This window comes from Bacillus nitroreducens (assembly GCF_964021195.1).
The window spans coordinates 3,236,059-3,258,208 of sequence record NZ_CAXHYI020000003.1 but is presented as its reverse complement, the minus strand read 5'-3'; the positions used below and the strand labels follow the sequence as shown (position 1 = coordinate 3,258,208).

General features: G+C 36.9%; 18 protein-coding genes, 1 pseudogene and 1 riboswitch. Of the genes and pseudogenes, 4 read left to right on the top strand and 15 right to left on the bottom strand.

The features are described 5' to 3' along the window. Positions 1–85: 85 nt before the first annotated feature. From ACWPVE_RS19815 to ACWPVE_RS19805, 3 genes are all read right to left on the bottom strand, one after another. On the bottom strand, positions 86–1,456 hold the full coding sequence (locus tag ACWPVE_RS19815; protein WP_453996396.1) for an aspartate aminotransferase family protein: 1,371 nt from the start codon (positions 1,454–1,456) through the stop codon (positions 86–88). 111 nt (positions 1,457–1,567) lie between these two features. Beyond that, positions 1,568–2,482 carry an NAD(P)/FAD-dependent oxidoreductase gene (locus tag ACWPVE_RS19810; protein ID WP_453996394.1) on the bottom strand — a complete coding sequence of 305 codons (915 nt, stop codon included), beginning with the start codon at positions 2,480–2,482 and terminating at the stop codon, positions 1,568–1,570. A 317-nt stretch (positions 2,483–2,799) separates the two neighbouring features. Next, positions 2,800–2,925: a YjcZ family sporulation protein gene (locus tag ACWPVE_RS19805; protein WP_304214262.1), complete on the bottom strand. Its 126-nt coding sequence runs from the start codon at positions 2,923–2,925 to the stop codon at positions 2,800–2,802. A gap of 209 nt (positions 2,926–3,134) precedes the next feature. Between ACWPVE_RS19805 and ACWPVE_RS19800 the strand changes: the two genes are divergently transcribed. Together ACWPVE_RS19800 and ACWPVE_RS19795 are read left to right on the top strand one after the other, a co-directional pair. Further along, positions 3,135–4,295 carry a M20 family metallopeptidase gene (locus ACWPVE_RS19800; protein ID WP_453996391.1) on the top strand — a complete coding sequence of 387 codons (1,161 nt, stop codon included), beginning with the start codon at positions 3,135–3,137 and terminating at the stop codon, positions 4,293–4,295. A 770-nt stretch (positions 4,296–5,065) separates the two neighbouring features. After that, positions 5,066–5,779, top strand: coding sequence for a cell wall hydrolase (locus tag ACWPVE_RS19795; protein WP_453996389.1), 714 nt, complete (start codon positions 5,066–5,068; stop codon positions 5,777–5,779). 136 nt (positions 5,780–5,915) lie between these two features. Here ACWPVE_RS19795 and ACWPVE_RS19790 read toward each other — a convergent pair whose 3' ends face one another. From ACWPVE_RS19790 to ACWPVE_RS19780, 3 genes are all read right to left on the bottom strand, one after another. Beyond that, positions 5,916–6,668, bottom strand: a complete 753-nt coding sequence (locus ACWPVE_RS19790) for an ABC transporter permease (protein ID WP_453996387.1) — start codon at positions 6,666–6,668, stop codon at positions 5,916–5,918. Continuing rightward, positions 6,665–7,393, bottom strand: a complete 729-nt coding sequence (locus ACWPVE_RS19785) for an ABC transporter ATP-binding protein (RefSeq protein WP_453996385.1) — start codon at positions 7,391–7,393, stop codon at positions 6,665–6,667. The genes ACWPVE_RS19790 and ACWPVE_RS19785 overlap by 4 nt, the downstream gene beginning before the upstream one ends. A gap of 208 nt (positions 7,394–7,601) precedes the next feature. Beyond that, the gene (locus ACWPVE_RS19780; protein ID WP_453996383.1) at positions 7,602–8,159 is read right to left on the bottom strand and encodes a hypothetical protein; all 558 of its coding nucleotides are present in this window, start codon (positions 8,157–8,159) and stop codon (positions 7,602–7,604) included. Positions 8,160–8,543: 384 nt separating this feature from the next. On the opposite strand from ACWPVE_RS19780, the pseudogene ACWPVE_RS19775 reads away from it, so the two are divergent. Further along, positions 8,544–9,964: pseudogene (locus tag ACWPVE_RS19775) on the top strand (IS1182 family transposase). A 205-nt stretch (positions 9,965–10,169) separates the two neighbouring features. Here the strand turns inward: ACWPVE_RS19775 and ACWPVE_RS19770 are convergent. After that, a complete protein-coding gene (locus ACWPVE_RS19770; protein WP_453996381.1) occupies positions 10,170–11,963 on the bottom strand; it encodes a YhgE/Pip domain-containing protein in 1,794 nt (597 codons plus the stop codon). Between the two features lie 2 nt (positions 11,964–11,965). After that, positions 11,966–13,966 carry an efflux RND transporter permease subunit gene (locus tag ACWPVE_RS19765; RefSeq protein ID WP_453996379.1) on the bottom strand — a complete coding sequence of 667 codons (2,001 nt, stop codon included), beginning with the start codon at positions 13,964–13,966 and terminating at the stop codon, positions 11,966–11,968. A 206-nt stretch (positions 13,967–14,172) separates the two neighbouring features. Between ACWPVE_RS19765 and ACWPVE_RS19760 the strand changes: the two genes are divergently transcribed. Then, positions 14,173–14,739 carry a TetR-like C-terminal domain-containing protein gene (locus tag ACWPVE_RS19760; protein ID WP_453996377.1) on the top strand — a complete coding sequence of 189 codons (567 nt, stop codon included), beginning with the start codon at positions 14,173–14,175 and terminating at the stop codon, positions 14,737–14,739. 57 nt (positions 14,740–14,796) lie between these two features. On the opposite strand, the gene ACWPVE_RS19755 is transcribed toward ACWPVE_RS19760, so the two are convergent. The 7 genes from ACWPVE_RS19755 to ACWPVE_RS19725 all read right to left on the bottom strand — a co-directional run bounded on the left by ACWPVE_RS19755 (position 14,797) and on the right by ACWPVE_RS19725 (position 21,759). Further along, positions 14,797–15,252, bottom strand: coding sequence for a hypothetical protein (locus ACWPVE_RS19755; RefSeq protein WP_453996375.1), 456 nt, complete (start codon positions 15,250–15,252; stop codon positions 14,797–14,799). A 3-nt stretch (positions 15,253–15,255) separates the two neighbouring features. Beyond that, on the bottom strand, positions 15,256–16,077 hold the full coding sequence (locus ACWPVE_RS19750; protein ID WP_453996373.1) for a DUF3100 domain-containing protein: 822 nt from the start codon (positions 16,075–16,077) through the stop codon (positions 15,256–15,258). An 80-nt stretch (positions 16,078–16,157) separates the two neighbouring features. Then, positions 16,158–17,363 carry a M20 family metallopeptidase gene (locus ACWPVE_RS19745; protein ID WP_453996371.1) on the bottom strand — a complete coding sequence of 402 codons (1,206 nt, stop codon included), beginning with the start codon at positions 17,361–17,363 and terminating at the stop codon, positions 16,158–16,160. A 139-nt stretch (positions 17,364–17,502) separates the two neighbouring features. Then, positions 17,503–18,876, bottom strand: a complete 1,374-nt coding sequence (locus ACWPVE_RS19740; RefSeq protein ID WP_453996369.1) for a hypothetical protein — start codon at positions 18,874–18,876, stop codon at positions 17,503–17,505. Between the two features lie 248 nt (positions 18,877–19,124). Further along, the gene (locus ACWPVE_RS19735; RefSeq protein ID WP_453996367.1) at positions 19,125–19,517 is read right to left on the bottom strand and encodes an ATP-binding protein; all 393 of its coding nucleotides are present in this window, start codon (positions 19,515–19,517) and stop codon (positions 19,125–19,127) included. 188 nt (positions 19,518–19,705) lie between these two features. Then, complete coding sequence (locus tag ACWPVE_RS19730; protein ID WP_453996365.1) at positions 19,706–20,428, bottom strand: LytS/YhcK type 5TM receptor domain-containing protein; 723 nt, start codon at positions 20,426–20,428, stop codon at positions 19,706–19,708. A 224-nt stretch (positions 20,429–20,652) separates the two neighbouring features. Next, a complete protein-coding gene (locus tag ACWPVE_RS19725; RefSeq protein WP_453996363.1) occupies positions 20,653–21,759 on the bottom strand; it encodes a DUF4145 domain-containing protein in 1,107 nt (368 codons plus the stop codon). A 232-nt stretch (positions 21,760–21,991) separates the two neighbouring features. Next, positions 21,992–22,101, top strand: a riboswitch (TPP riboswitch). The last annotated feature ends 49 nt before the right edge of the window (positions 22,102–22,150 follow it).

Here is a 22,150-nt window from a genome sequence, read left to right as displayed (position 1 = left end):
TGAAATACAGTGATATATATTTAGTGGGGGGTTATTATAGCACCCAGTAAATGTTTGTTAAGAATGCCTCTCAAGGGTGGTGTTCCTAGTCAAAGTTCTCCTCAAGTGGGATAATCCCTTTATTCCTAAGCTCAGCTTCAACATCAGTTAAGGTTTGATCTAGAATTTCGAGTAGTTCATCAATTTGGGCAATAGTAATTGTAAGTGGTGGTGCAACTAAGACGGCATCTCCGCCTACGCCTTCAATTCCTGCCGCAGCTGGATATAATAAGAGCCCATTCTTCTGTCCTTCCGTTACTACGAGTGACGTTAAATCAATTTCTTTTTTAAATGGAAACTTCGTAATCATATCGGAGACAAACTCGATTCCACACATAAGCCCTTTTCCACGAACATCACCAATAATAGGATGTAAATGTTGTAATTCTTGTAGTTTCTTAAATAAGTAGTTACCGTTTTTCATAGAGTTTTCAACTAGGTTATGAGTTTCAATGTAATCTATAACGGCTAATGCAACAGCTGTAGATTGTGGGTTTGCACTAAAGGTGTGTCCACTCATGACTAATTTTGATCCTTTTTGAATAGGTTCCATCACCTTTTCACTGACAAGAGTAGCAGCAATTGGGGTGTAGCCAGCACTCATCCCTTTTCCAAGAGTAATGATGTCTGCTTGTGTGTCCCAATGTTCTAGGGCAAACATCTTTCCTGTTCGCCCCATTCCAGTCATAACCTCGTCTGCAATAAATAACACATCATACTTTTCACAGATTTTTTTAATGACTTGGTAATAACCTGGTGGCGGGACAATTGCACCACCAGCTGCCCCAATAATGGGTTCTGCAATAAATGCTGCGATATGCTCAGAACCTATACGATTAATGGCATGTTCCAATTCTGTAGCACACATATGATTGCATGTTGGAAAGGTAGAGTGAAGTGGACAGCGGAAGCAATAAGGTGGCTGGATGGTTGGATAGTCTTCCAATAATGGGACAAACCGTGCTCTCCTGCCGGTATGACCAGACATGGAAAGAGCACCAATCGTAATACCGTGGTAGCTCATCCAGCGCGAAAGAATTTTATTTTTCCCCTTAATCCCTTTTTCTTGCCAATGTTGGATCGCAATCTTCATAGCGGTTTCGGTTGCCTCAGAGCCACTATTTACAAAAAATGACCAGTATTCTCCACCTTTTGCAAGTTCACTGAGTTTTTTTGCTAATTTTTCAGCGGGTTCACTTGTAAATTGTGACCTGTATACGAAAGAGATCTTGTGAGCCTGCTTATTGATTTCTTCAATGATTTCTTTAACGCCATGACCGATGCCTGCCGTGATTGCCCCAGAAGAGCCGTCGATGTATTTTTTTCCGTTGATATCATATAAATAAATACCATCTCCATGGCTGATTGTTGGATATTCCTTATCCAATAAAGGCTTGATTAAGCGGGTTTCGTCCACTGCGAATCCCTCCTTATTATGAAAATAGACTCCTCAACTGTATAAGCTTTTTTTGAGTAAATAGCCTATTATTACATCATATGTATGTAAGGATTGATAATTTCGTTAATCTCAGGATTTTTCCTCCATTAGACTTTTATGAATCCATATTGCCGCCTGCATCCCATCTCCCATAGCAATTGTAGTCTGTTCTGAGTGAACAGTAATATCACCAGCAGCCCACACATGTTCAACATTGGTCTTTTTCGTACGAGGATCCACGATGACGTGCTTATTTTCAGTTCGTTCAATACCGAGTTGTGTTGCTAATTCTGAACGAACCTCATTACCTCCAAACCCCAAAAATCCGCGTTCTGCAGGAATCACATCCCCACTTTTCAAGCGAACACCCATAAAATCAGCAGTATCCTCCTCAAGCAATATTTCTTCCACATCCTCTTGTATGTACGAAATGCCATTTTGTTTTAACTTTTTCAACGCTTCTCGATCAAGTTGTTTCCAATCTTGATTGATAAACGTGATTTGATTTGTAAAATATGATAATGTGAGCGCCATATTTGCTCCAGGCATATTTGAACCAATGACAATCACATGCTTATCAGCAACTTCATAGCCATCACAATCAGGGCACACATAGATCGTCAGTCCGAGGCATTTATAGATATTTTTAATAGGTGGTATATTATCCTTCACACCTGTTGCAATAAGAATTCGTTTCGCAGTATAGGAGTCACCCCCACGACAATCTATCTTAAATGATTGTTTCTGTTTGTTTACTTGTATAACTTCATTGTTTATAAAAGAAACACCGTATCGTTTCGCGTGCATTTTTCCTAGATTTCGTAATGTTTCTCCACTCACCCCATCTGGCCAGCCTAAAATATTATGGTAGCACCGACAAATTGAGGAGCGACCATCATTGGAATCAATCACAGCGATTTTATGCTTATATCGCCCGAGTTGAATCGCTGCCTGTAATCCTGCTATGCCGCCACCAATGATCATGACATCAAATTGATTGCTCATTCTTTCACCTCTATAAACACATATAATGTTTATGGTTTGTTTTATAAGGGAATTTCTATTCAAAAATAATATAAGTTTACATAATAAAATTATGATAAACAAATGCTGTTGCATGCTATTTTACTTATATTTTTTTCTTTCATTATAAAAACTCCTTCCACGTTTTGTGAAAGGAGCATATTCTCTCTTGTATTTGTATATCCCGTATAAATTGGCAGTATCTTCTCACTTTCTATATAACAGGTTCCATTTGTGTGGTGCAAATGGTTCAACTAGCAAGTATTGGGGGAAGCACCCCCAACAAATGAAGCTCCACCCTATCGTACGTAAGAAGCTCCAACAATTATTAATAAGATAAACAGCACAACAATTAATACAAAGCTGTTGTTATATCCATATCCACCATACCCGTATCCACAGTGATCATGATAACCGTAATGCATAGTGTCATCTCCCTTTCTTTTATCTTTACACTGTTAAGATATGTGCCTATGGGTTGTACTGTATGTGCTAGCGCCTATTTTTCAAGTTTTTATTTCTCATTTTATTTACTATATAAAAATAGTATCCTAGACTACCAACATCATTGAATTTTTATACATAATGTTTTATAATAATCCAATAGATACTTAACATAGAAAGCAGGGTCCATATGAAATCAGAAATACTTGCAGCTATTGAAAAGAATAAGGAACGTTTTTACGAAATAAGTGCATATATTGGGGCAAATCCAGAGCTTGGCCATGAAGAATACAAAGCTTGTAAAATACTAACGGATGAGCTTAAAAAGCACAATTTCCAAGTAGAAATTGGAACAGCTGGCCTCCCTACTGCGTTTGAAGCGACTTTTGATAGTGGAAAACCAGGAGCTACCATTGGGATTATGTCAGAGTATGATGCACTCCCAGAATTGGGACATGCTTGTGGTCACAACTTAATAGGAACAATGGGAATTGCAGCAGGTATTGGATTATCGAAGGTCCTTTCAAATACTGGCGGAAAAGTGGTTGTGTACGGTACACCAGCAGAAGAAACAAAAGGTGGTAAAGTAACAATGGCGGAAAAAGGCATTTTCGATCACCTTGATGTGGCCATGATGGTCCATCCGCTAAGCCAATATGAAAAAAGCGGCACTTCGCTTGCTATGGATGCCATCCAATTTGAATTTTTCGGTCGTGCAGCCCACGCAGCAGCAGCGCCACATGAAGGAATCAACGCTCTTGATGCTGTCATTCAAACATTCAACAGCATCAACGCATTAAGACAACATATTACACCAGATGCTCGTATTCACGGAATTATATCCGAAGGTGGAAAAGCAGCAAATATCGTTCCAGATTATGCGGTGGCACAATTCTATGTTCGTGCTGCTTCGCGTGCTTATGTGAACGAACTAGTTGAAAAAGTGAAAAAATGTGCAGAAGGCGCTGCCCTTCAAACTGGCGCAACTATGGAATGGTCATTTTATGAATTCTCTTATGATGACATGGTTACAAATGAATCCTTGTCTGAAGTATTTAATGATACGTTAATCGAATTAGGAGTAAATCCAGAGGAAATTCATGAGCGAGCAGAAGGCGGTTCTCTAGATATGGGAAATGTAAGTCACGTTGTCCCTTCTATCCATCCGTACGTAAAAATTGGTGATGAACCTTTTGCATGCCATACACACGGATTCCGTGAAGCAGCTTTAAGTAACCAAGGCAGAGAGGCCATGATTCTCGGAGCTAAAACAATGGCATTAACAGGTTATAAAATTCTAACAAACCCTGAATTACTCCAAAAAATAAAAACAGAATTTACGAATAGATAATACTCCAATGACGATTCTCGTGGCATAAAGCTAAGAGGTCGTCTTTTTTATTCTCGTAGCGTGTAGTTGTCATGCCAGATTCTTTCTTATCAAATAGGAATCAGTCAATCCGATTAATATGATTAAGTTTTAAACTATTCCATAATAGAGTATTCCACATTATCCGAAAGATTATCGAATAGATAACTACCTATAATGCTCCAAAAAGAAAGATTGACAAAATTGCAGTAACCTCTTTAACTTCCAACTGTACTCAAAATATCTCTTCTATGTAGTATGGTAGTTCAATCAGTTTTACTTCATCAACTTCTTCCTCCTTTCTTTTCTTTACCACATGACGATCTTGTTTAGTATGAATGACAACTCTAGGAGTAATATCTTTTACTAGCATTCTTGGAAAAAAGTTGAAATACTAGCAAGGTTGTTAATATCCTTAGTGGAATAAGGTTTGCATCTTTGAGAACCTCTTTCATCGTTTCGTTTTGGTTTAGATTAGTACTTCTGAATTTTTATTAAACAGGAGACACTTTCGTTGTGTAGCCTCAAGCCACACCCACTCAAAAGATTCAGCTGAAGTTCATAACAATAAAGTGCAAACAATTTATGTTTCTCTTAACCAGAAAAAAATTATACATCATTACTAGTTTTTGGAAGCATATTTTGATGTAATCTAGCTGTAAAGAAACTGTAATACTAATCTATTTATTTTTTTCATAGGAATGAGTCATAGAGAGTTATCCAGTACCAAATTAACTAGGAGGACTTATATTATGAAAAAAATACTAATTGGAATAGCGATTTTCATAGCATCTCTATTTTTTGCGGATAGTGCTTTTGCGTATACAGTTCAAAAAGGTGACACAATGTCAGAGATTGCAAATAGGAATGGTATGTCTTTAAACGAATTAGCAGTTATGAACCCACAAATTGAAAATTTAGACCTGATTTATGTCGGGCAAGAAATACATACTGAAGTAACTGAAAACACGCCAAAATTGACAGAAGGATTGAATGTTCAAAAGAAAGAGGAAGTAGAGATTGTTGAGGAACCTGAGGAAATGATCCATGAAGAAAAAGTTGAAACAGAAGTTAAAAGTGTATCAACTGCCTCAACTAACTATCAAATTTCAGATGCTGACTTGGATTTATTAGCAAGAATTGTACGAGCTGAGGCTCAAGCAGAACCTTTCGAAGGAAAGGTAGCTGTTGCTGCTGTTGTATTAAATCGAGTAGAAAGTTCTAAATTCCCTGATACCATTCGAGGTGTCATTTATCAACGTGGCCAATTCCAACCTGTACGAAATGGTCAAATTAATAAACCTGCTGATGAAGAATCGATTAAAGCGGTGCGTGCCGCATTAACTGAAATGAGAGATATTGCGAACGATGCATTATTCTTTTACAATCCAACTATTGCAACAAATCGTTGGTTAGATACAAGAACAACAGCCGTAAAAATTGGGCGACATGTGTTTAAATATTAAAATAGGAAATAGGAATATATGACCTGCGAAAATAAGTCGGGAACACAAACGTTTACGTTTGTTCCTGATATACAAATATAATAAATGCCTGAGCCTTTACGTGTTACGTGAAAAGGGTTCAGGCATTTTTGATTAATTACCGTATCTTCAAAAACTGCATTCTCTGATTAAATAGTGTAGGATAGCATAAAAATCCGAGCATGATGCTTGTGACAGCTGCAGTTGTTAATAGTAGAAAGAGGACGAGTAATTGAAATTGAACGGCTTGAACTGGACTTGCACCCGCAATAATTTGACCACTCATCATACCAGGTAGTTGAACAAGTCCGATTGTTTTTTGGCTCTCAATCGTTGGAATCATACTTGCCTTAATGGCTGTAATGAGTTGTGTATGGATGGCTTGTTTCGGTGTTCCTCCTAAGGAGAGAATTAGTTCCGTTTGTTCCTGATGCGTATCTACTTCTGAAGTAAATCGATTTAAAAACAGGATTGCCAGTACCATCGAATTCCCAACAACCATCCCACTTATTGGAATAATGTATTGTGCTGTTGCAGGTGTAATGTTAAATCCAAGTAGGATCGATTGAGTGAGTACTTCCATAAATACTAATGTCAGTGCAATCTTCCAAGTAATTCCTTTAATAGTCTTCCCTTTTTTCCTTGCATTCTGTGTGGCCGCTACAATCATAACGAAGACCATTAGGAATATATAAATAAGGCTTTCTGTATCAAAAACAAATTTTAAAATATACCCAACTGCAAACAATTGAATGATTGATCGTACGACTGCAATTGTTGTATCTTTCTCCAGTCCTAGGTTAAATGTTTTCGACAGAAAAATTGGGATCAGTACAAAAATTAGTGCAATGGCTAAGGCGAGTGTGCTCATTCCATCTCCCCCTTTACAAATTGCTTTACTCTTTCGTGAGTAGGAGATTTTAATATGGTACTTTTTCCTGTTTCAATGACTTCCCCTTCCATTAAGACCCATACATAGTGACCTATGTCTATCGCTTGTTGCAGGTTATGGGTAATCCAGAGCATCGTTACTTTGTACTTCTTGTTTATTTTTACAATGAGCTCTTCAATTTCGTGTTTGGAGACTCGATCAAGTGCCGATGTAATCTCATCCAACAACAAAATTTTAGGTTGGTTGACAAGTGTTCGTGCAATGGATACTTTTTGTCGTTGACCACCAGATAAATCACGTACATCTCGATGTAGATATTCTTCATCTAACCCAACGTCATCTAATAAATCCTTCGCTGTTTTAACTTCCAGTTTTTTTGCTTGAAGTTTCAAAGGTAATTCTAAATTATGAAAAACAGTTCCGTTCACCATTGGTGCATTTTGCAATGCGATTCCAACAATCCGACGAAGTTCCACTGGCTCATATGTATCGATTTTCTTATCTTTAATGTGAATTTCACCAGAAGTTGCTGATAAAAGTCCGTTACATAATTTCAGGAGTGTAGACTTCCCTGCTCCCGACGGTCCTACTAAAGATGTAATCGTTCCTTCATAAAAAGAGCCTGTAATATTCTTTAAAATATGTTTATCATCTGCATGAAAATTAACCTTGTTAAAATGAATGGCTGGGTTTAAATTATGCATGTATTCACTTCCTTTAAATGCGATATCAATAAAATACCATACATGTTCCGATACTAGTATAAATTTGATTTATTTCATTAGTATGTACCATAAAATACTTTTACATATTGAGCAAAAAATAAGAGACTGTGTCTTGACACAGTCCCGTTACTGTTATAATGAATAGTATCAATATGGATAAGTGACCTGCTATACGATTCGATGGGGCTTAACTCCCAACCTCAACATCTATTGAGAGTTCTTCATGATAAATCCATGCATTTTGCCCAGGAGTTGTAGCTCCAATACAAACAAATAGTGGATCTGGTCCGTGTGAACCATTAAATGTTACGACGAGATGTTTATAGACATTTAGATGATATTCATCCTCTTCACGGAAAAAGGATAATTGCGGGTTATAAATGCGATTTCCTTCCGTATATTCATTTCGGTATTCACTATATTCGGGTAAATCTTCTGGCCGTTTGACTTGGCTAAAGGTAACGACTATTTTCCTTGTTTCAAAAAAGAGCGAAACATATTCGTATGAAAGACCAGCTGTTCTTATTTCTGGAGTAACATTCAATTCTGGGTGTTGGTTTGCAATATTGTAGATTGAGTTGAACACATATGAGGCGCGTTGTCTGGAGATGAAATTTCTTTCGGTGATGAGATTCGGCTTTCCCTCTCTATCTTTATAAAAATGCTCTAAACCGTCTTTAATCCCTTTTATAATTAATTGCCTTTCAGCATGACTTAAATAGAACTCATGACTAGAATCTAGCAAGAATTGTCCCTCCCTATTTTTTGAGTTTTTTCCATTATACCTCTAGGGATGTGTCGAAAAGTGTTAGTTTCTGGGAAAGGCTATTAACTTTCTCTCTTTGATTCAATAGAAAAAAGAGGTAAGCAAAATGGAGGGCACTGAAAAAGTCCCTTTCTAAAATTAGTGTTGATTTCCGCTGCAGCCACTCGCTTTCCGCGGGCGGTCCGGGAGCCTCCTCGTCGCTGTGCTCCTGCGGGGTCTCCCCTGGCCACGCTTTTCCGCAGGAGTCTCGTGCCTTCCGCTCCAATCAACATTAGTTAAAAAGGTATTATTTTCTCTGAATTTGAGAAAATAATACCTTTTTTCATTGTTAATGGTTGTATCAATTCTATGTGGGTGGGTTCTATGATTCAAAAACAACAAGCAATGACTTTTAGTCCGTTTATGCAAATCTATGATATTGTCGTTCCGCAGGATAATATGCTACGGAAAATTAATGAACTTGTGGACTTCTCTTTCGTATATGAAGAGCTTAAGGAAAATTACTGTCATGATAACGGTCGAAATGCTGTCGACCCTATTCGCATGTTCAAATATTTATTGCTAAAGACTATCCATGACTTGTCTGATGTTGATATTGTCGAGCGTTCTAAGTACGACATGTCCTTTAAGTATTTTTTAGATATGGCTCCTGAAGAGCCAGTGATTGATCCGAGTTCTTTAACTAAATTTCGAAAACTGCGTTTAAAAAATGTTGACCTATTAGATTTGTTAATCAATAAAACTGTAGAAATTGCGATTGAAAAGGAAATCATCAAAAGTAAAAGTATTATAGTAGATGCTACCCACACAAAAGCACGGTATAACCAAAAATCACCTAAAGAAATCTTAATGGATCCTCAAGAAAGTTACGAAAAGCTGTATACCAAATAGATGAAACAATGAAAGATAAGTTTCCTAATAAAACTACAATTGATGCCCTAGAAGATGAAATTGAGTACAGTCAAAAACTTATAGATGTAATTGAGTAGGAAGAAACTCTTGTTCAGTACCCCAAAGTTAAGGAACAATTAAATTTATTGAAAGAAACTGTCGAGGATGATATTGAACACTTACAGATTTCCGAGGATCAAGATGCAAAAATAGGGCACAAAAGTGCCGATACTGCCTTCTTTGGATTCAAAACACATCTTGCGATGAGCGAGGAACGCATTGTCACAGCCGCGGCAGTTACTTCAGGTGAGAAAAATGATGGAAAACAACTTGAGACACTCATAGAAAAAAGTAAAAAAGCTGGAATAGATGTTGAAACAGTTATTAGTGATGCAGCCTACACTGAAAAGAAGGAAATAAAACTAGTTGCTAAATTAAACCCATCTGTTACTCAAGGTACTCGTAAGAAAGAGGATGTATTTGAATGTAATAAAGATGCTGGAATGTATGTCTGTAAGGCAGGACATATGGCCATTCGCAAAGCTCGACAAGGTAAAAAAGGCGTAGCTGCCAATCAAGTGGATACCTATTATTTTGATATCGAAAAGTGTAAACACTGTCCATTTAAAGAAGGTTGTTATAAGGAAGGTGCTAAAAGTAAAACTTATTCTGTTAGTATTAAATCAAATGTACATACTGAACAGATGGAATTTCAGGAAAGCGACTATTTTAAAGAAAAATCCAAAGAGCGGTATAAAATAGAAGCTAAAAATAGCGAATTAAAACACAGACACGGGTATGATGTAGCGAAATCCTCGGGTCTAATTGGCATGGAATTACAAGGTGCCATGGCGATATTTACGGTAAATATAAAGCGGATTTTAAAACATTAGGGTAATAACCCAGGGTGAAATGGTATCATATGCATAAAAAAGACGACTTTTAATTCAAAAAATGAATTTTAGTCGTCTTTTTTGATTTATCAATTTAATCACCTATAAAAAACGTAAGTTTTTCAGCTGCCTCGCAAAATGCTACCTCTTTTTGGAATAAGGAGAATTGGTTCTACCTATACACCACAGTCTTACTATTTCTCTCTTATTTAAAGAGTTCGAGTAGACGGGTCCAGAAGCTTTTTTCTTCGTTTTTCTCCTTTACTTCTGTTGGTTTCGTTTCGATTGGTTTGATGCTTTCAGTTTTAATGACAAATTGTACAAGATTGACGTTTCGGTTTTGGTCGGATACAAAGGATACTGGCTCAAAATCAGATTTATCAAATTCCGAAATCATGCGGTCTATTTCTTCTTTCATTTGTTCTGGTAAATCATTTGTAGATTTATGTAATTCACCTGTACCGTTATGAAGTTCATCGACACCCTTCTCTAAGTCGCCTGTACCGTCTGATATTTTTACGATTCCATTATGCAACTCAAGATAAGAGTCAGAGGCTTGATTAACTCCTTTGGTATACTCAACCAAACCCGAATGAAGTGTTTTATAGTTTGCAGATAACTCTGCTAGCCCGTTTTGTAATTGCATAAGAGAAGACGCTATGTCTGATGTCTCTATTTCTTTTGAAACTTCAGTTCCCATCAACTCCAAATTGCTAGCCACTTCGGTTAACCCTTTACTCAATCCATCTAAAAGATCAGGAACAGCCAAAAGCATAGGTTGTACATTGGTAAATGTTCCTTTTGTGGTTTGTGCAGCTTTATACGTTTCAAGTAATGTATTAACTACTTCTTGATTTGCGTCACTTGACTTGAGTTCAGCTATTTCTTCCTCGGTCAGTTTTGAACTAGGAATGGCAGCTATTGCTTGTTCCAACGCACGATAAGAAGTGGCATAGTTGCTTTGTACGGTCTCTAATTCTGTCACAGTACCTCTTAGACTGCTAGCAATTTGTAAAAGTCCACTCGTTAATTTTTCAAATTCACCAAGATTCATATTTTCTGGTTCAATACTTAATGACTGACTGATTTGCTCGAGTGCTTTATTCATTTCTTGAGAGCCATTGACAAGATCACTCGACGCATCACGAATGCTAGACATCCCATTCTTAAACTGTTCAGAACCATTACGAAGCCCATATATCCCGTTGTTTAATACAGAAACTCCATTCTTTAATTCACCTACACCATTATGAAGTTGAAGTATCGCATCAGATAAAGAGGCCATGTCCCCTGTCATTTCATCCATATCAGGAACATCGATGGCCATAGAGGATGGAACAGCTGTGATATTGATTCCGTCTAACTCAAAGTTGACCACATCCGCGACGAGAACGAGTTCTTCTTCTTTTTCAGGCATAACTGTAAAGGTTACTTGCTTATTCTTACCTGCATTGGCCAACATTCCTTTTTCTGCTTCAATATTTTGATAAACTTCAGGATCGAGAGTCAAAGAAATTTGTAGTAAATAGTTTGTATAAAAGACTGGGTTGACCTTTTCATTTGCAGACGTCGTTATTTTTATCTCGAGTTTTCCGTCTTTACCAGCTAATTGATCAGGCTTCACTTCTTTCTCATTTAATAGATAAGTAATAGAGATATCCCACGGTAGAGATTTGTCATTCATCATACCTTGATAATAAAATTTACCTTCTGGTGCATCTATCTCTACTTTATCCTCTTTTTGAATAATCTCTGATAAATCTGTTAGATTTTTTAAAGTTGAATATGATCCATAATCGACAATCTTTCCTGCTTTTTCATTATCTAATGTATTCACGACATAAATCTTTTGTTGCTCACCAGTCGGGCTTAGTGTGGCATAAACTACTTCATCTTTGGAAGAGCTGATTTCTTCATTTGAATCAGCAGTAACAAGAAATGGCGACAATACAAGAGTAATGGTTAATAAAACAATAAATAGCTTCCTGATTCTCTTCATCCTCATTTCTCCTTATAGAAATTTGCTTTCCAAGTTGTTTTTTCAATCACCTTATCGAATACCAAGAGTACCGCTGGTAGGAATAATACAACCATGATGAACGCAAGCAACGCCCCTCTTCCAAGCAATAATCCAATGGATGAAACAATTGGATTCGAAGACGTGATCGATAAAATAAATCCAACACTTGATAAAATCGCTGCAGAGATACCAATTGAAAAAATCTTCTCGTCCAAAGATTTCTTTATCGCTTCAAGTGCAGACATTTTTCTCCTATTACCCGTATAATTTTCTGTTAACAAAATTCCATAATCCACCGTTGCTGAAAGCTGCACAGTGCTAATGATCAAATAACCAACATATACTAATGAAGAATCTGTAAAATATGGGACGGAAAGATTGACCCACACTGATGCTTGAATCGCGAGTAGAAGAACTATAGGGAACGAAATTGATTTAAATGTCACAAGGAGAACAATCGCGATTGTCAATACGGTTAATAAGTTTACAAATGTGTTATCTTCTTGAACCGTATTTTTAATATCATACAAGGTTACACTTTCTCCAAGTGAATAAGCTTCATCCCCGTAATAATCTTTTGCAAGTTGTTGAATCCTTTCAACAACTGCAAACGCCTCTTCCCCTTCATTTTTGGTTGTTGTATGAATGATAATTCGACTGAAATGATCTGAATAAAATTGTTCCGTTATCGATTCATCTAGATACTCAGGTGGAATCGCTGGACTAACTGTATTCACATAAGATAGAACACTTGATACCTCTTCTAACTCGTTTATCTCTTGGACAAGTTCCTGTTCCTTTGGCATATCCCCTTTTGGTACAAGTAACACCATCGGAGTGTATGCACCAAATTGTTCTTGAATTTTTACTTTATCACTGCCAGCTCGGGTAGACTCTGGTTGATCACCAAGTCCATAGGTGAAGTTCGTCTGACTTTGTGCTAAAAACGCTGGAACAATTAATAATAAAACAAGTAATAAACTTAGAATACGAATTTTCACGACAAAACGGCCAACGCCTTTGAAGCTCGGAATAACTGACTTATGCTGTGTTTTATCAATCCATTTATAAAACACAAGAGTTAAAGCTGGTAGAAAAACCATCACGCTAATAAAGCTTAATAGTATCCCTTTAACAAGATTTGTTCCTAAATCGGATCCAATTTCGAAATTCATAAAAGACAGCGCGATAAATCCAAAGAATGTGGTAGGCGCACTTGCTGCTATTGCTGGAAATGAATCTCTCATCGCTAGCTGCATGGCTTCTTCTGGATTCGCAACTTTTTTGCGATAATCAGAAAAACTATGAAGTAAAAATATCGCATAATCGAGTGACACTGCTAGTTGAAGAATCGGTGCAACGGATTGAGTTACAAAGGAAACCTCCCCAAGGAAAATGTTCGTACCAAGGTTAATGAGGACAGAAACGCCAATTGCTGTTAGGAAAAACAATGGTTCAACCCATGAAGTTGTTGAAAGAACTAAAATAATGATGATAATTGGAACCAATAAAAGCCCTGCGTATAACGACTCTTGGCCAGCCATTTTTTGCGAAGTCGCCGTATCTAACGCCTCTCCAGCCATCGCATTTTCTTCACCAATAAGTTCATATATCGCATCAGTTATCGCAACCTCTTCTCCCTCACGAATACTTAAAGAAAAAAGTGCATTGTTGTCCTTATAATAAGATTCTACTGTTTCCTTATCGGCCATTTCGATTGGAGTCTTCAGGTCAAGTGCATCATCTAACCATGTAACATCAGATACGCCATCGATTGCTGAAAGCTTATCTTTATAAATGAGCGCTTCTTGTATGCTTACATCTTGAATCATCACCCTCGTATTTGGGACGGCTCCTTCAAATTCCTCCTCCATGATGTCCATTGCCGTTACCGATGGTGCATCTTCAGGCAAATAATCAACCATATTGTAGTTAACTGTAACACCAAACTGTACAATGACAGCAACTATGGTGAGTATCATAAACGTTATGACAACGGATTTTTTATGTTTTATAATTTGTGCTGCAATACCTATTGTGATTCACCCTCTCTTGCAAAGCCATCAAATCTTCCTTAATATTATATCGACACCGTGTTGGGTATTCAACAAACAGTTTAGTAATATAAGTACGTTTTCCAACACATCATCAAAATGTGTTGGATAAATAAATGAGGAGATGGAGTAAAATGACTTCTTCTAAGATGGATAGGCGAAAACAATATACTCGTATGGTCCTGAAGGAAAGCCTTATGAAGCTACTTAAAATAAAACCTATTTCGACAATAACTGTGAAGGAAGTATGTGAGGAAGCCGATATAAATCGCTCTACCTTCTATGCCCACTACTCCGATCAATTTGACCTACTTGAAAAAATGGAGGAAGAAATAACTAAAGATATGATTACATACCTTGATCAATATGATTTTGACAAAGAAGATCAATCTCTACATGTGACTGAAAAATTACTTGACTATATCGTGACAAAGCAAGATATCTTTCAAATCTTATTGGATGATAGGGGAGATACTCCCTTCCAGCAAAAAGTGATGGCAATTTTTCATCGTTATGTCATGAAAAACTGGGCGGGTAGTTATCTTGAGGATGATATATCTGAATACATTACAACTTTTATTATCAGTGGTAGCATATATGTGATAAAAAACTGGTTAAAAAATGGGATGGATAAATCACCGAAAGAACTTGCGGCGTTAATCAATAACATTATTAATAATGGAATAACAGCTTTGAAATAGTGTTAGCCTTAAAATATAACAAAAAATGGGACAGGTCTACTCCTGTCCCATGAATCGTTAGATGATTCCTTGAATACGTAAGATTATTTCAGATACGATGGCGGAACCTAAGTATGTTCCTAAAATTACGCACATTCCGATGATAATGGTTTTCCAGCCAAGCTTAGCGAAGTCTGCCCAAGAGCGGCCAATGGAGATCCCTGCATACGCTAAGATTGGTGTAGCAATCGCTAATAGATTCACTTGCGAGGTCCATTCCACAATTTTTTCTTGGAATGGCATTCCTGGAATTGTAATAATAAAAGCTAAAATTCCAATGTATGCGATACTTGGAACTTTCTTATAAGGAATGGCTTTATGAATAATTAATCCGAGTAAACTAATTCCAACTAATACTAGTAAACCTGGAATTGCATCGAGAGGCATCACTTCATAACCAATCCAATTTCCTGCAAGAACTGAAAATGAACAAATGATAAATAAGAAAACCCATTCCTGAATACTTTTTAGCATTGGTTATTTCGCCCCCTTTGAATTAGAGTCAACAGTTTTTTGATTTCTCATCCTTGTAAGAACTTTATATAGTTTTTCCGTTAATGGTAAGCCTATGAAAATACTTGCATACAATCCCGTTACCGTTGTTAACAGGTTACTAGCACCCGAAAAGGCTGTAATCGTGTCGGCCATTTCTGGATAAGCGGCAACAAGTGGTCCAAGTGCAGCTGCAGCCATACTCCCACTCCCTACCCCTGTTGCCATCGCAAATGAGTATGGATGAAGTGGTGTTGCGGTAGCTAAAAAACCTGAAATGAGACCTAAGAAAATCGAACCGAATACCGTACCGAATATGTAAATCGCCATCACACCACGCCCCTCTGGAGAGGAGAGACCATACTTATCCGTAATAAGGGCTAAATTGGGTTCCCTTCCGATTGAGTGTGTCATACCGATTGCTTCTCTTTTTAACCCTAAGATGACCGCCAATGGTAATGCAATCAAAATGGTGCCTAAGTTTCCTAGTTCTTGTAACATTAAGGCTGGACCTGCTTCAATTAGTTGCGGCAATGCTGGACCCGCTTGTACACCAAATTTTGCAATTAATAATGTTACCGAAATAAACACAAGATTTTCTGCGTTTTTAGACATCTTATCTGTAACAAGTGGAGTAAAATAAACAGCAATTCCAATAATCACAGCGTAAAGCATAGGTAATAATAAAATGACACCTGCACCTACTGGAATTTGATGCGTACCAATTAATTCGGTTACCACTACAATAGCAAACACAAGTAGGTGTAAACGCCAATCCTTCCATAGAATCTTAGCATTATCACTCATAGCTATTCCCCCTAGTTAAATCATGTTGTTATTTATCAAATGCCAGTTGGCGTTTTGATCCTACTTCTAAAAATTGAATCCTATTTGATTGCTTCTGTTACAGCTTCTTTTGCATGGACTTTCATATATTCTAGTGTTGCTTTTCCTAGAACCTTTGCTGCGATTAACAAAGCACGCTCATCAATATCGAATTTTGGATGATGATGTGGGAAGGAGTCCGTCCAATCCGGATTCTCTGCACCTGTAAAGAAGAATGTACCTTTTACATGTTGTAAATAATAAGCAAAGTCTTCTCCCCCCATTACTGGTTCTGTCTCTACTACCTTGATGACACCAGGAACTCCTGCAGCTTGCTCTGCAACAAATTCTGTTTCTTCTTTATGATTAATCAATGTCGGATATCCACGAGTATAGGTAAAATCAAAACTTGCTCCATTGACGTTACATGTCCCACGAACAACGCGTTCCATTTCTTGTTCGATAAAATCTCGAGTCTCTTCTTTGAAAGTACGAACTGTACCAGTCATTTCTGCATAATCAGCAATCACATTGTACGGATTTTTTGCTTCAAAAGAAGTCACGGATACAACCGCAGAATCTAATGGATCGATCTTACGACTAACAATTTGTTGGAGGTTATTGATAAGCTGACCACCAACAACAATACTATCAATGGTCTGATGTGGATATGCACCATGCCCTCCACGTCCTTGTATTTTAATATCAAAACGGTCTGGAGCTGCCTGAATGGCACCTACTCGATAACCAATTTCACCAAGCGGCATTTGTGCCTGTAAATGCGTTCCGAAAATGACATCGACCCCCTCTAAACAGCCATCCTCAATCATTGAAATGGCACCACCTGGTGGTAGTTCCTCTGCATGCTGATGAATAAAAACAACAGTCCCGCCAATTTCTGCTTTTATACTATTTAACACTTTCGCTAATCCTAGTAATGTAGCGGTATGCCCGTCATGACCACAGGCATGCATGACACCATCATTTTTTGATTTAAATGGTAGACCCGTTTGCTCAAAAATTGGGAGGGCATCAAAATCAGCACGTAAAGCAACAGTCGGACCTGGGCGCTCCCCTTTCAAATATGCTACCACTCCATTTCCTCCAACACCTGTTCGAACATCATGGCCAAGGTTTTTATGGTAATTTGCAATATATTCTGCTGTTTTGGTTTCTTCAAAAGACAACTCTGGATATTCATGTAAATAACGTCGGATTGAAACAATTTCGTCATAGATTTCGTCTAACTTTTCAAATAATTCCTTCATCAAAAAACCCCCGATTTGTATATGTATTCATTCATTCTAGTATTATCACATTAGATGAACTAATTCTAATATTCTAAAATAATATGACAAATCTGGCAACCCACAAAAAATGGGACAGAAGTCCTCTGTCCCAAAAATCTTATAATAATAGATACGCTACAAGGGTACCTAGAACTGCCATGCCGATTGCAAAAGGCATATTTCTAATCGTAATTCGAAATGGATTTTGCTTCGTACTCATTGAGGTTAACGTGACTAGTAATCCATATGTACCCACTGTGAATGTAGCAACGGATCCTGTAATAAGAACAAGAGCAATACTTACAGGATTCATGACCTCTAGTAGAGGTGTTGTGATTCCAGTTAAAATCCCCACCGTCGCAATTGGATGAATCCCAAACATACTAAGGAGAACAAAAATCGCTTGTATTAAAAATAAAATGAGCATGGGATGATTCGAAATAAAAGATAAGGGTTTTTGAATAACTTCCAAAAACGTAGTATCTCCTAAACTAGTAGAAAACAAGGAAAGTGAGATAAACAATACAATAAAATTCTGCATCGAATTGGTCTTTGTTTTCCAATTATTCCATCCTATTATCCAAAAACTTCGCCTTCTTTTCATCATTAACGACCAAACAAATGCAAATGGGAAAATAAGGAGTGTGACTGTTAAAATAAAGCTTAAATGAAGCAAACTTCCTATCAAAATGACAAGTAACAGGAACAAAACCAGTGCACTAATAAACTGTAGCATTTTTTTAATTAGATCTTTTTTATTGATTTTTGTATGAATTTGTAATTTCTCATTTTCAAATTTGTGTTTTTTATAGTATTGGCGCCCAAATAAAGAGTCTAATAAAAAGGCAATAATCGCCATTAAAATGAGCCATGGTAATAGTGTGACATATTCAACACCTGTCGTCAATATTGCTACTGCGACCATTATCTCCAACGGACTCCACAAAAGGGCTAATGAGTAACCCCTTAACGATGCGGTTGTAATAAAAGAATCACGAATGTCTTTGCTATAAGAGGACAACATACTCTTTAGTACATCTTGTGAGATTGTGGCAGCCGATAAGTTCAAAAAAGCCGCAAGTATATGCGTAATAAGTGAACTACGTGGATAGAGCTTACCTAAATCTGAGGCATTTACTTTAATCAGGAGATTTAAATTCCGATCAAATCTTCCACTCCGAACAATGCTATTCATCCAGGGCAACATTGCTAATAGAGTCAGTAAAGATAGATTCGAAGTTAATAAACTAGGAATAACATGAATAGACTGACCTGTCGTAAAGAACAAGTAACTCCCTACGAGTAGAAACGAGCCTCCAAGAATTTTAAATAGTCGCGATGCCAAAGGAAATGACACAATTAGCATGATCATAGCAAGTAGTCCCAGTATGTAGTTAAACGTCTCGCTATCTATAAAAACATTTATTATCTGAAGTAAAAATACGACAGAATAAAAAAGATAAAGATTGCGGACCCATGCATATTTATTCATTTTTTCCTCTCCTACTCATGCTGTTAAGTCAAACAATCAAAGTATAGCATAGGGGGTAAAAATGACAAGGTAAACGCTTGCTTTGGATCGTATACTTCCTAAACATATTTACAAGCTTGTGATGTGGGATATCGTCTCCTAGTACACATGATATAGGCAAATTCATTTATTACTAAGTTGAAATTCACAATTGAAAAAGCAGCACTACAAACTTGAACAGAATTGTAGAACTGCTAACCATTCGTATTTCATCTAGTTTTCAGATCATTATCTTGTCCCTCTATTCCAACAGAAGGATGAGGGAAATAAATTCGGAATTGAGTCCCTTCATCTTTATGGCTGGTAACATCAAGCTTCCCTTGCATGAGTTTTATAATTTTAATGACAGCCATCATACCCAAGCCTGTCCCTTCCCTGCCTTTAGTTGTAAAAAATGGTTCATCTAAACGTTTAAGCTGTTCATTCGACATTCCTTCTCCTGTATCATTTATCTCAATGACAACACCATCATTTACTTCTTCAGTTCGTATCGATAGCTTTCCACCACTCGGCATCGCTTCGATACAATTTTTCGTAATGTTTAAGAAGCATTGTTGCAAAAGCTGTGGATCTCCTTTCACACGACAAGGTTGAATTGCCATCAGTATGTCTACACAGTTCATATTTGCCAGTGGCGTGATCACATTTATGGAACGAATGAGTTCTTGATCAAGTTCAACGACTACATATTCTTGATGAACGGATTTTGCAAAAGTTAAATAGTTACCAATAATATCATTTGCTCGGTCAATTTCTTGTAGTGATATTTCTATAAACTGTTTTCTTTTTTCTATTTCCCATTCATCTTTAGATAGATTTGTAAAATTCCTTTAACGACGGTAAGAGGGTTTCTGACTTCATGAGATATGCTGGCGGCTAAGTGACTCACTACCTCTAATTTCTCAGCTTTTATCACTTGCATATTCATATCCAAGCTTTCTTGTAACAATTCTCGAAAATAAAAAATAAAGAATGTGCAGAGTAAATGAACCAAGAAAAAGATGATAATGACCATATAGTCTGATAGGTGTAAATGACCGAATACGACAGTGCGGATCACTAATATAATTGTGCTAACAAAAAACGAAAAACTACATGCGATCAGGATTCTCTTATGTTTCCTTGCTCTTTTGAATGATTGGCGAATCAAAAATAATATAATTAAAATGAGGATACCTGTAAGTGCTGCTGCATAAAAGCCACTTCCTAGTTCTCCTAAATAAAGTCGAATGACGATGAATATGGTAACGAGCGATAGACTAGCCTTGCTTCCAAGATATAAGCCACCGAACATAATTGCGATCGTCCGCAAGTCCATAATAATCTCATTACCAATATGAAATGGAAAGAACATACAAGAAATCATGGCAACTATGACCGAAATAAGTTGAAGTATCTCTTTAAATTGATCAGAAAAATTTTTACCATTTGATTTTATTAAATAAGGAATAAATATGAGAAAGACAACTAAAAAAAGCATATTTAATAGTAATGTTTCGATATATGTCGCCACGCTAGTCTTATCCTCCCATCTCTGATGTTCCTTTAAATTCGTCAAAAAGTAAGAGAATCCTTCTTTTTTCACCCATTTATTTGAAGAATTTTTAATGAGAAGAACTGTACACGATATCAATTTGGAATCAAATATGCATCCCAACCCAATCGAATGTACTGCGTCAAAAAAAATGCACCCTAACTGGGTACATCATCTTTGTTAAGATTCATTTGTCTATAAAACTATTTCCCTTTCAATTGCTCAAACAATCTCTTCACGTTTATAATTCCTACATTCTTGTATTTTCCAAGAATCACTAGTTCCTTTGGAAGTTGTCCTACAGTATGAATACCATCTTCATTTAATTGTTTAATAAGGTTTGGTATACCAAGGAATTCTTCCTTTGTGAGTGGGATATCCTTCATTTGATCCGTTAGAATAATATAATCTGCTTTATAAAATAAAAAGAGTTCTCCTGGTCGTTCAAGGATCACTTTTCGGCGAGTCTTCTCTTCTTCAATGAAGAGGCGAAGTTCCTCAAATAATTGCTTATCATTGTTTTCATTAAATCGTTTTACATGTTTATGCAAATTTTCGAGATTGCTAGGCAACTCACTCATAATTCGAGCTTGTTGTTCTGCCCCCAATCGTATTAGAAATGTTTCGGACTTATCAAAGCGTTGGGGAAGTAAAAAGGCATCACGTAAGAAATAAGGAATTTCAAGTGTCTCCCCTTTATATTCGATTGTTCGAATTGCTGTGTATCCTGGCTCTGCTAATTTTGATGGAGCGACAGTTTTTGTAATTGCCACTTCTTTTTGTGTTTTTTTACCTAAAGGCTCTTTTTTCATAGATGCGACTAGTAAAGCCTCTAATGATTTTAGTCGTAGCTCCAGTTCAGTAATGTCATAACGCTCTTCCTTCGGAGGTGTTGGATCCTGATATTCTGGTACTTTGATTGAATACGAGGTATAGACTTCGACATACCACCTAACAATCTTGTAAATGGCTTCCCATGATAGTAGTGCCTCCGAATAACGAAACTTTCTCTTGTCATGTGAAGCCTGATTTCCAAGTTGACGAACCACATGAAGTGCATCTCTAATTTCTGTTGTAAGAATTCCCTCGTTCTCTAACATGGTAAGCCTTTCCTTTAATGTAATACGAGGATTTTCTTTTATTTTTTCATATTCCATAACTTGTTGAAGGATATTTTCTATTAATACCCTGGAATGGGTAAGCATGGTACGGGGGCTTGAAAAGATGGAGTTTTCTAATTCACCAGCTAAAAAGGCTAATTCTTTAGAAATCGGTTCTAGAAATCTATAAAAATACTTGGATGAATTCATATCTAGTTGTTCCTTTCTTACATGAAAAATCAAGGCCTGAATCTAATTAATAGAGATTCAGACCATCTGTTCGATTCCTTCATTTTAGTTGAAAAAGATGGGACAATCAAGGTCTTTTGTCACCTATTTATGGATCTATCAACTCTAATCGTGTATAAATCCCATCTTGGAAACATATCCCTTTTCAATCTAATTAAAGTGTGTTAACTTTATTATATAACTTAATATTTTGTGTTTTCACTAGGGGAACCCTTGATAAGGGCTGAGAAAAAAGTAGTTACTTTGAAACCCTCATTACCTGAACAGGCTTGTACCTGCGTAGGGATGTGGTTAAGTAAGATAGCTATACATATACATATCAACCACTTTCCTACATCGGAGAGTGGTTTTT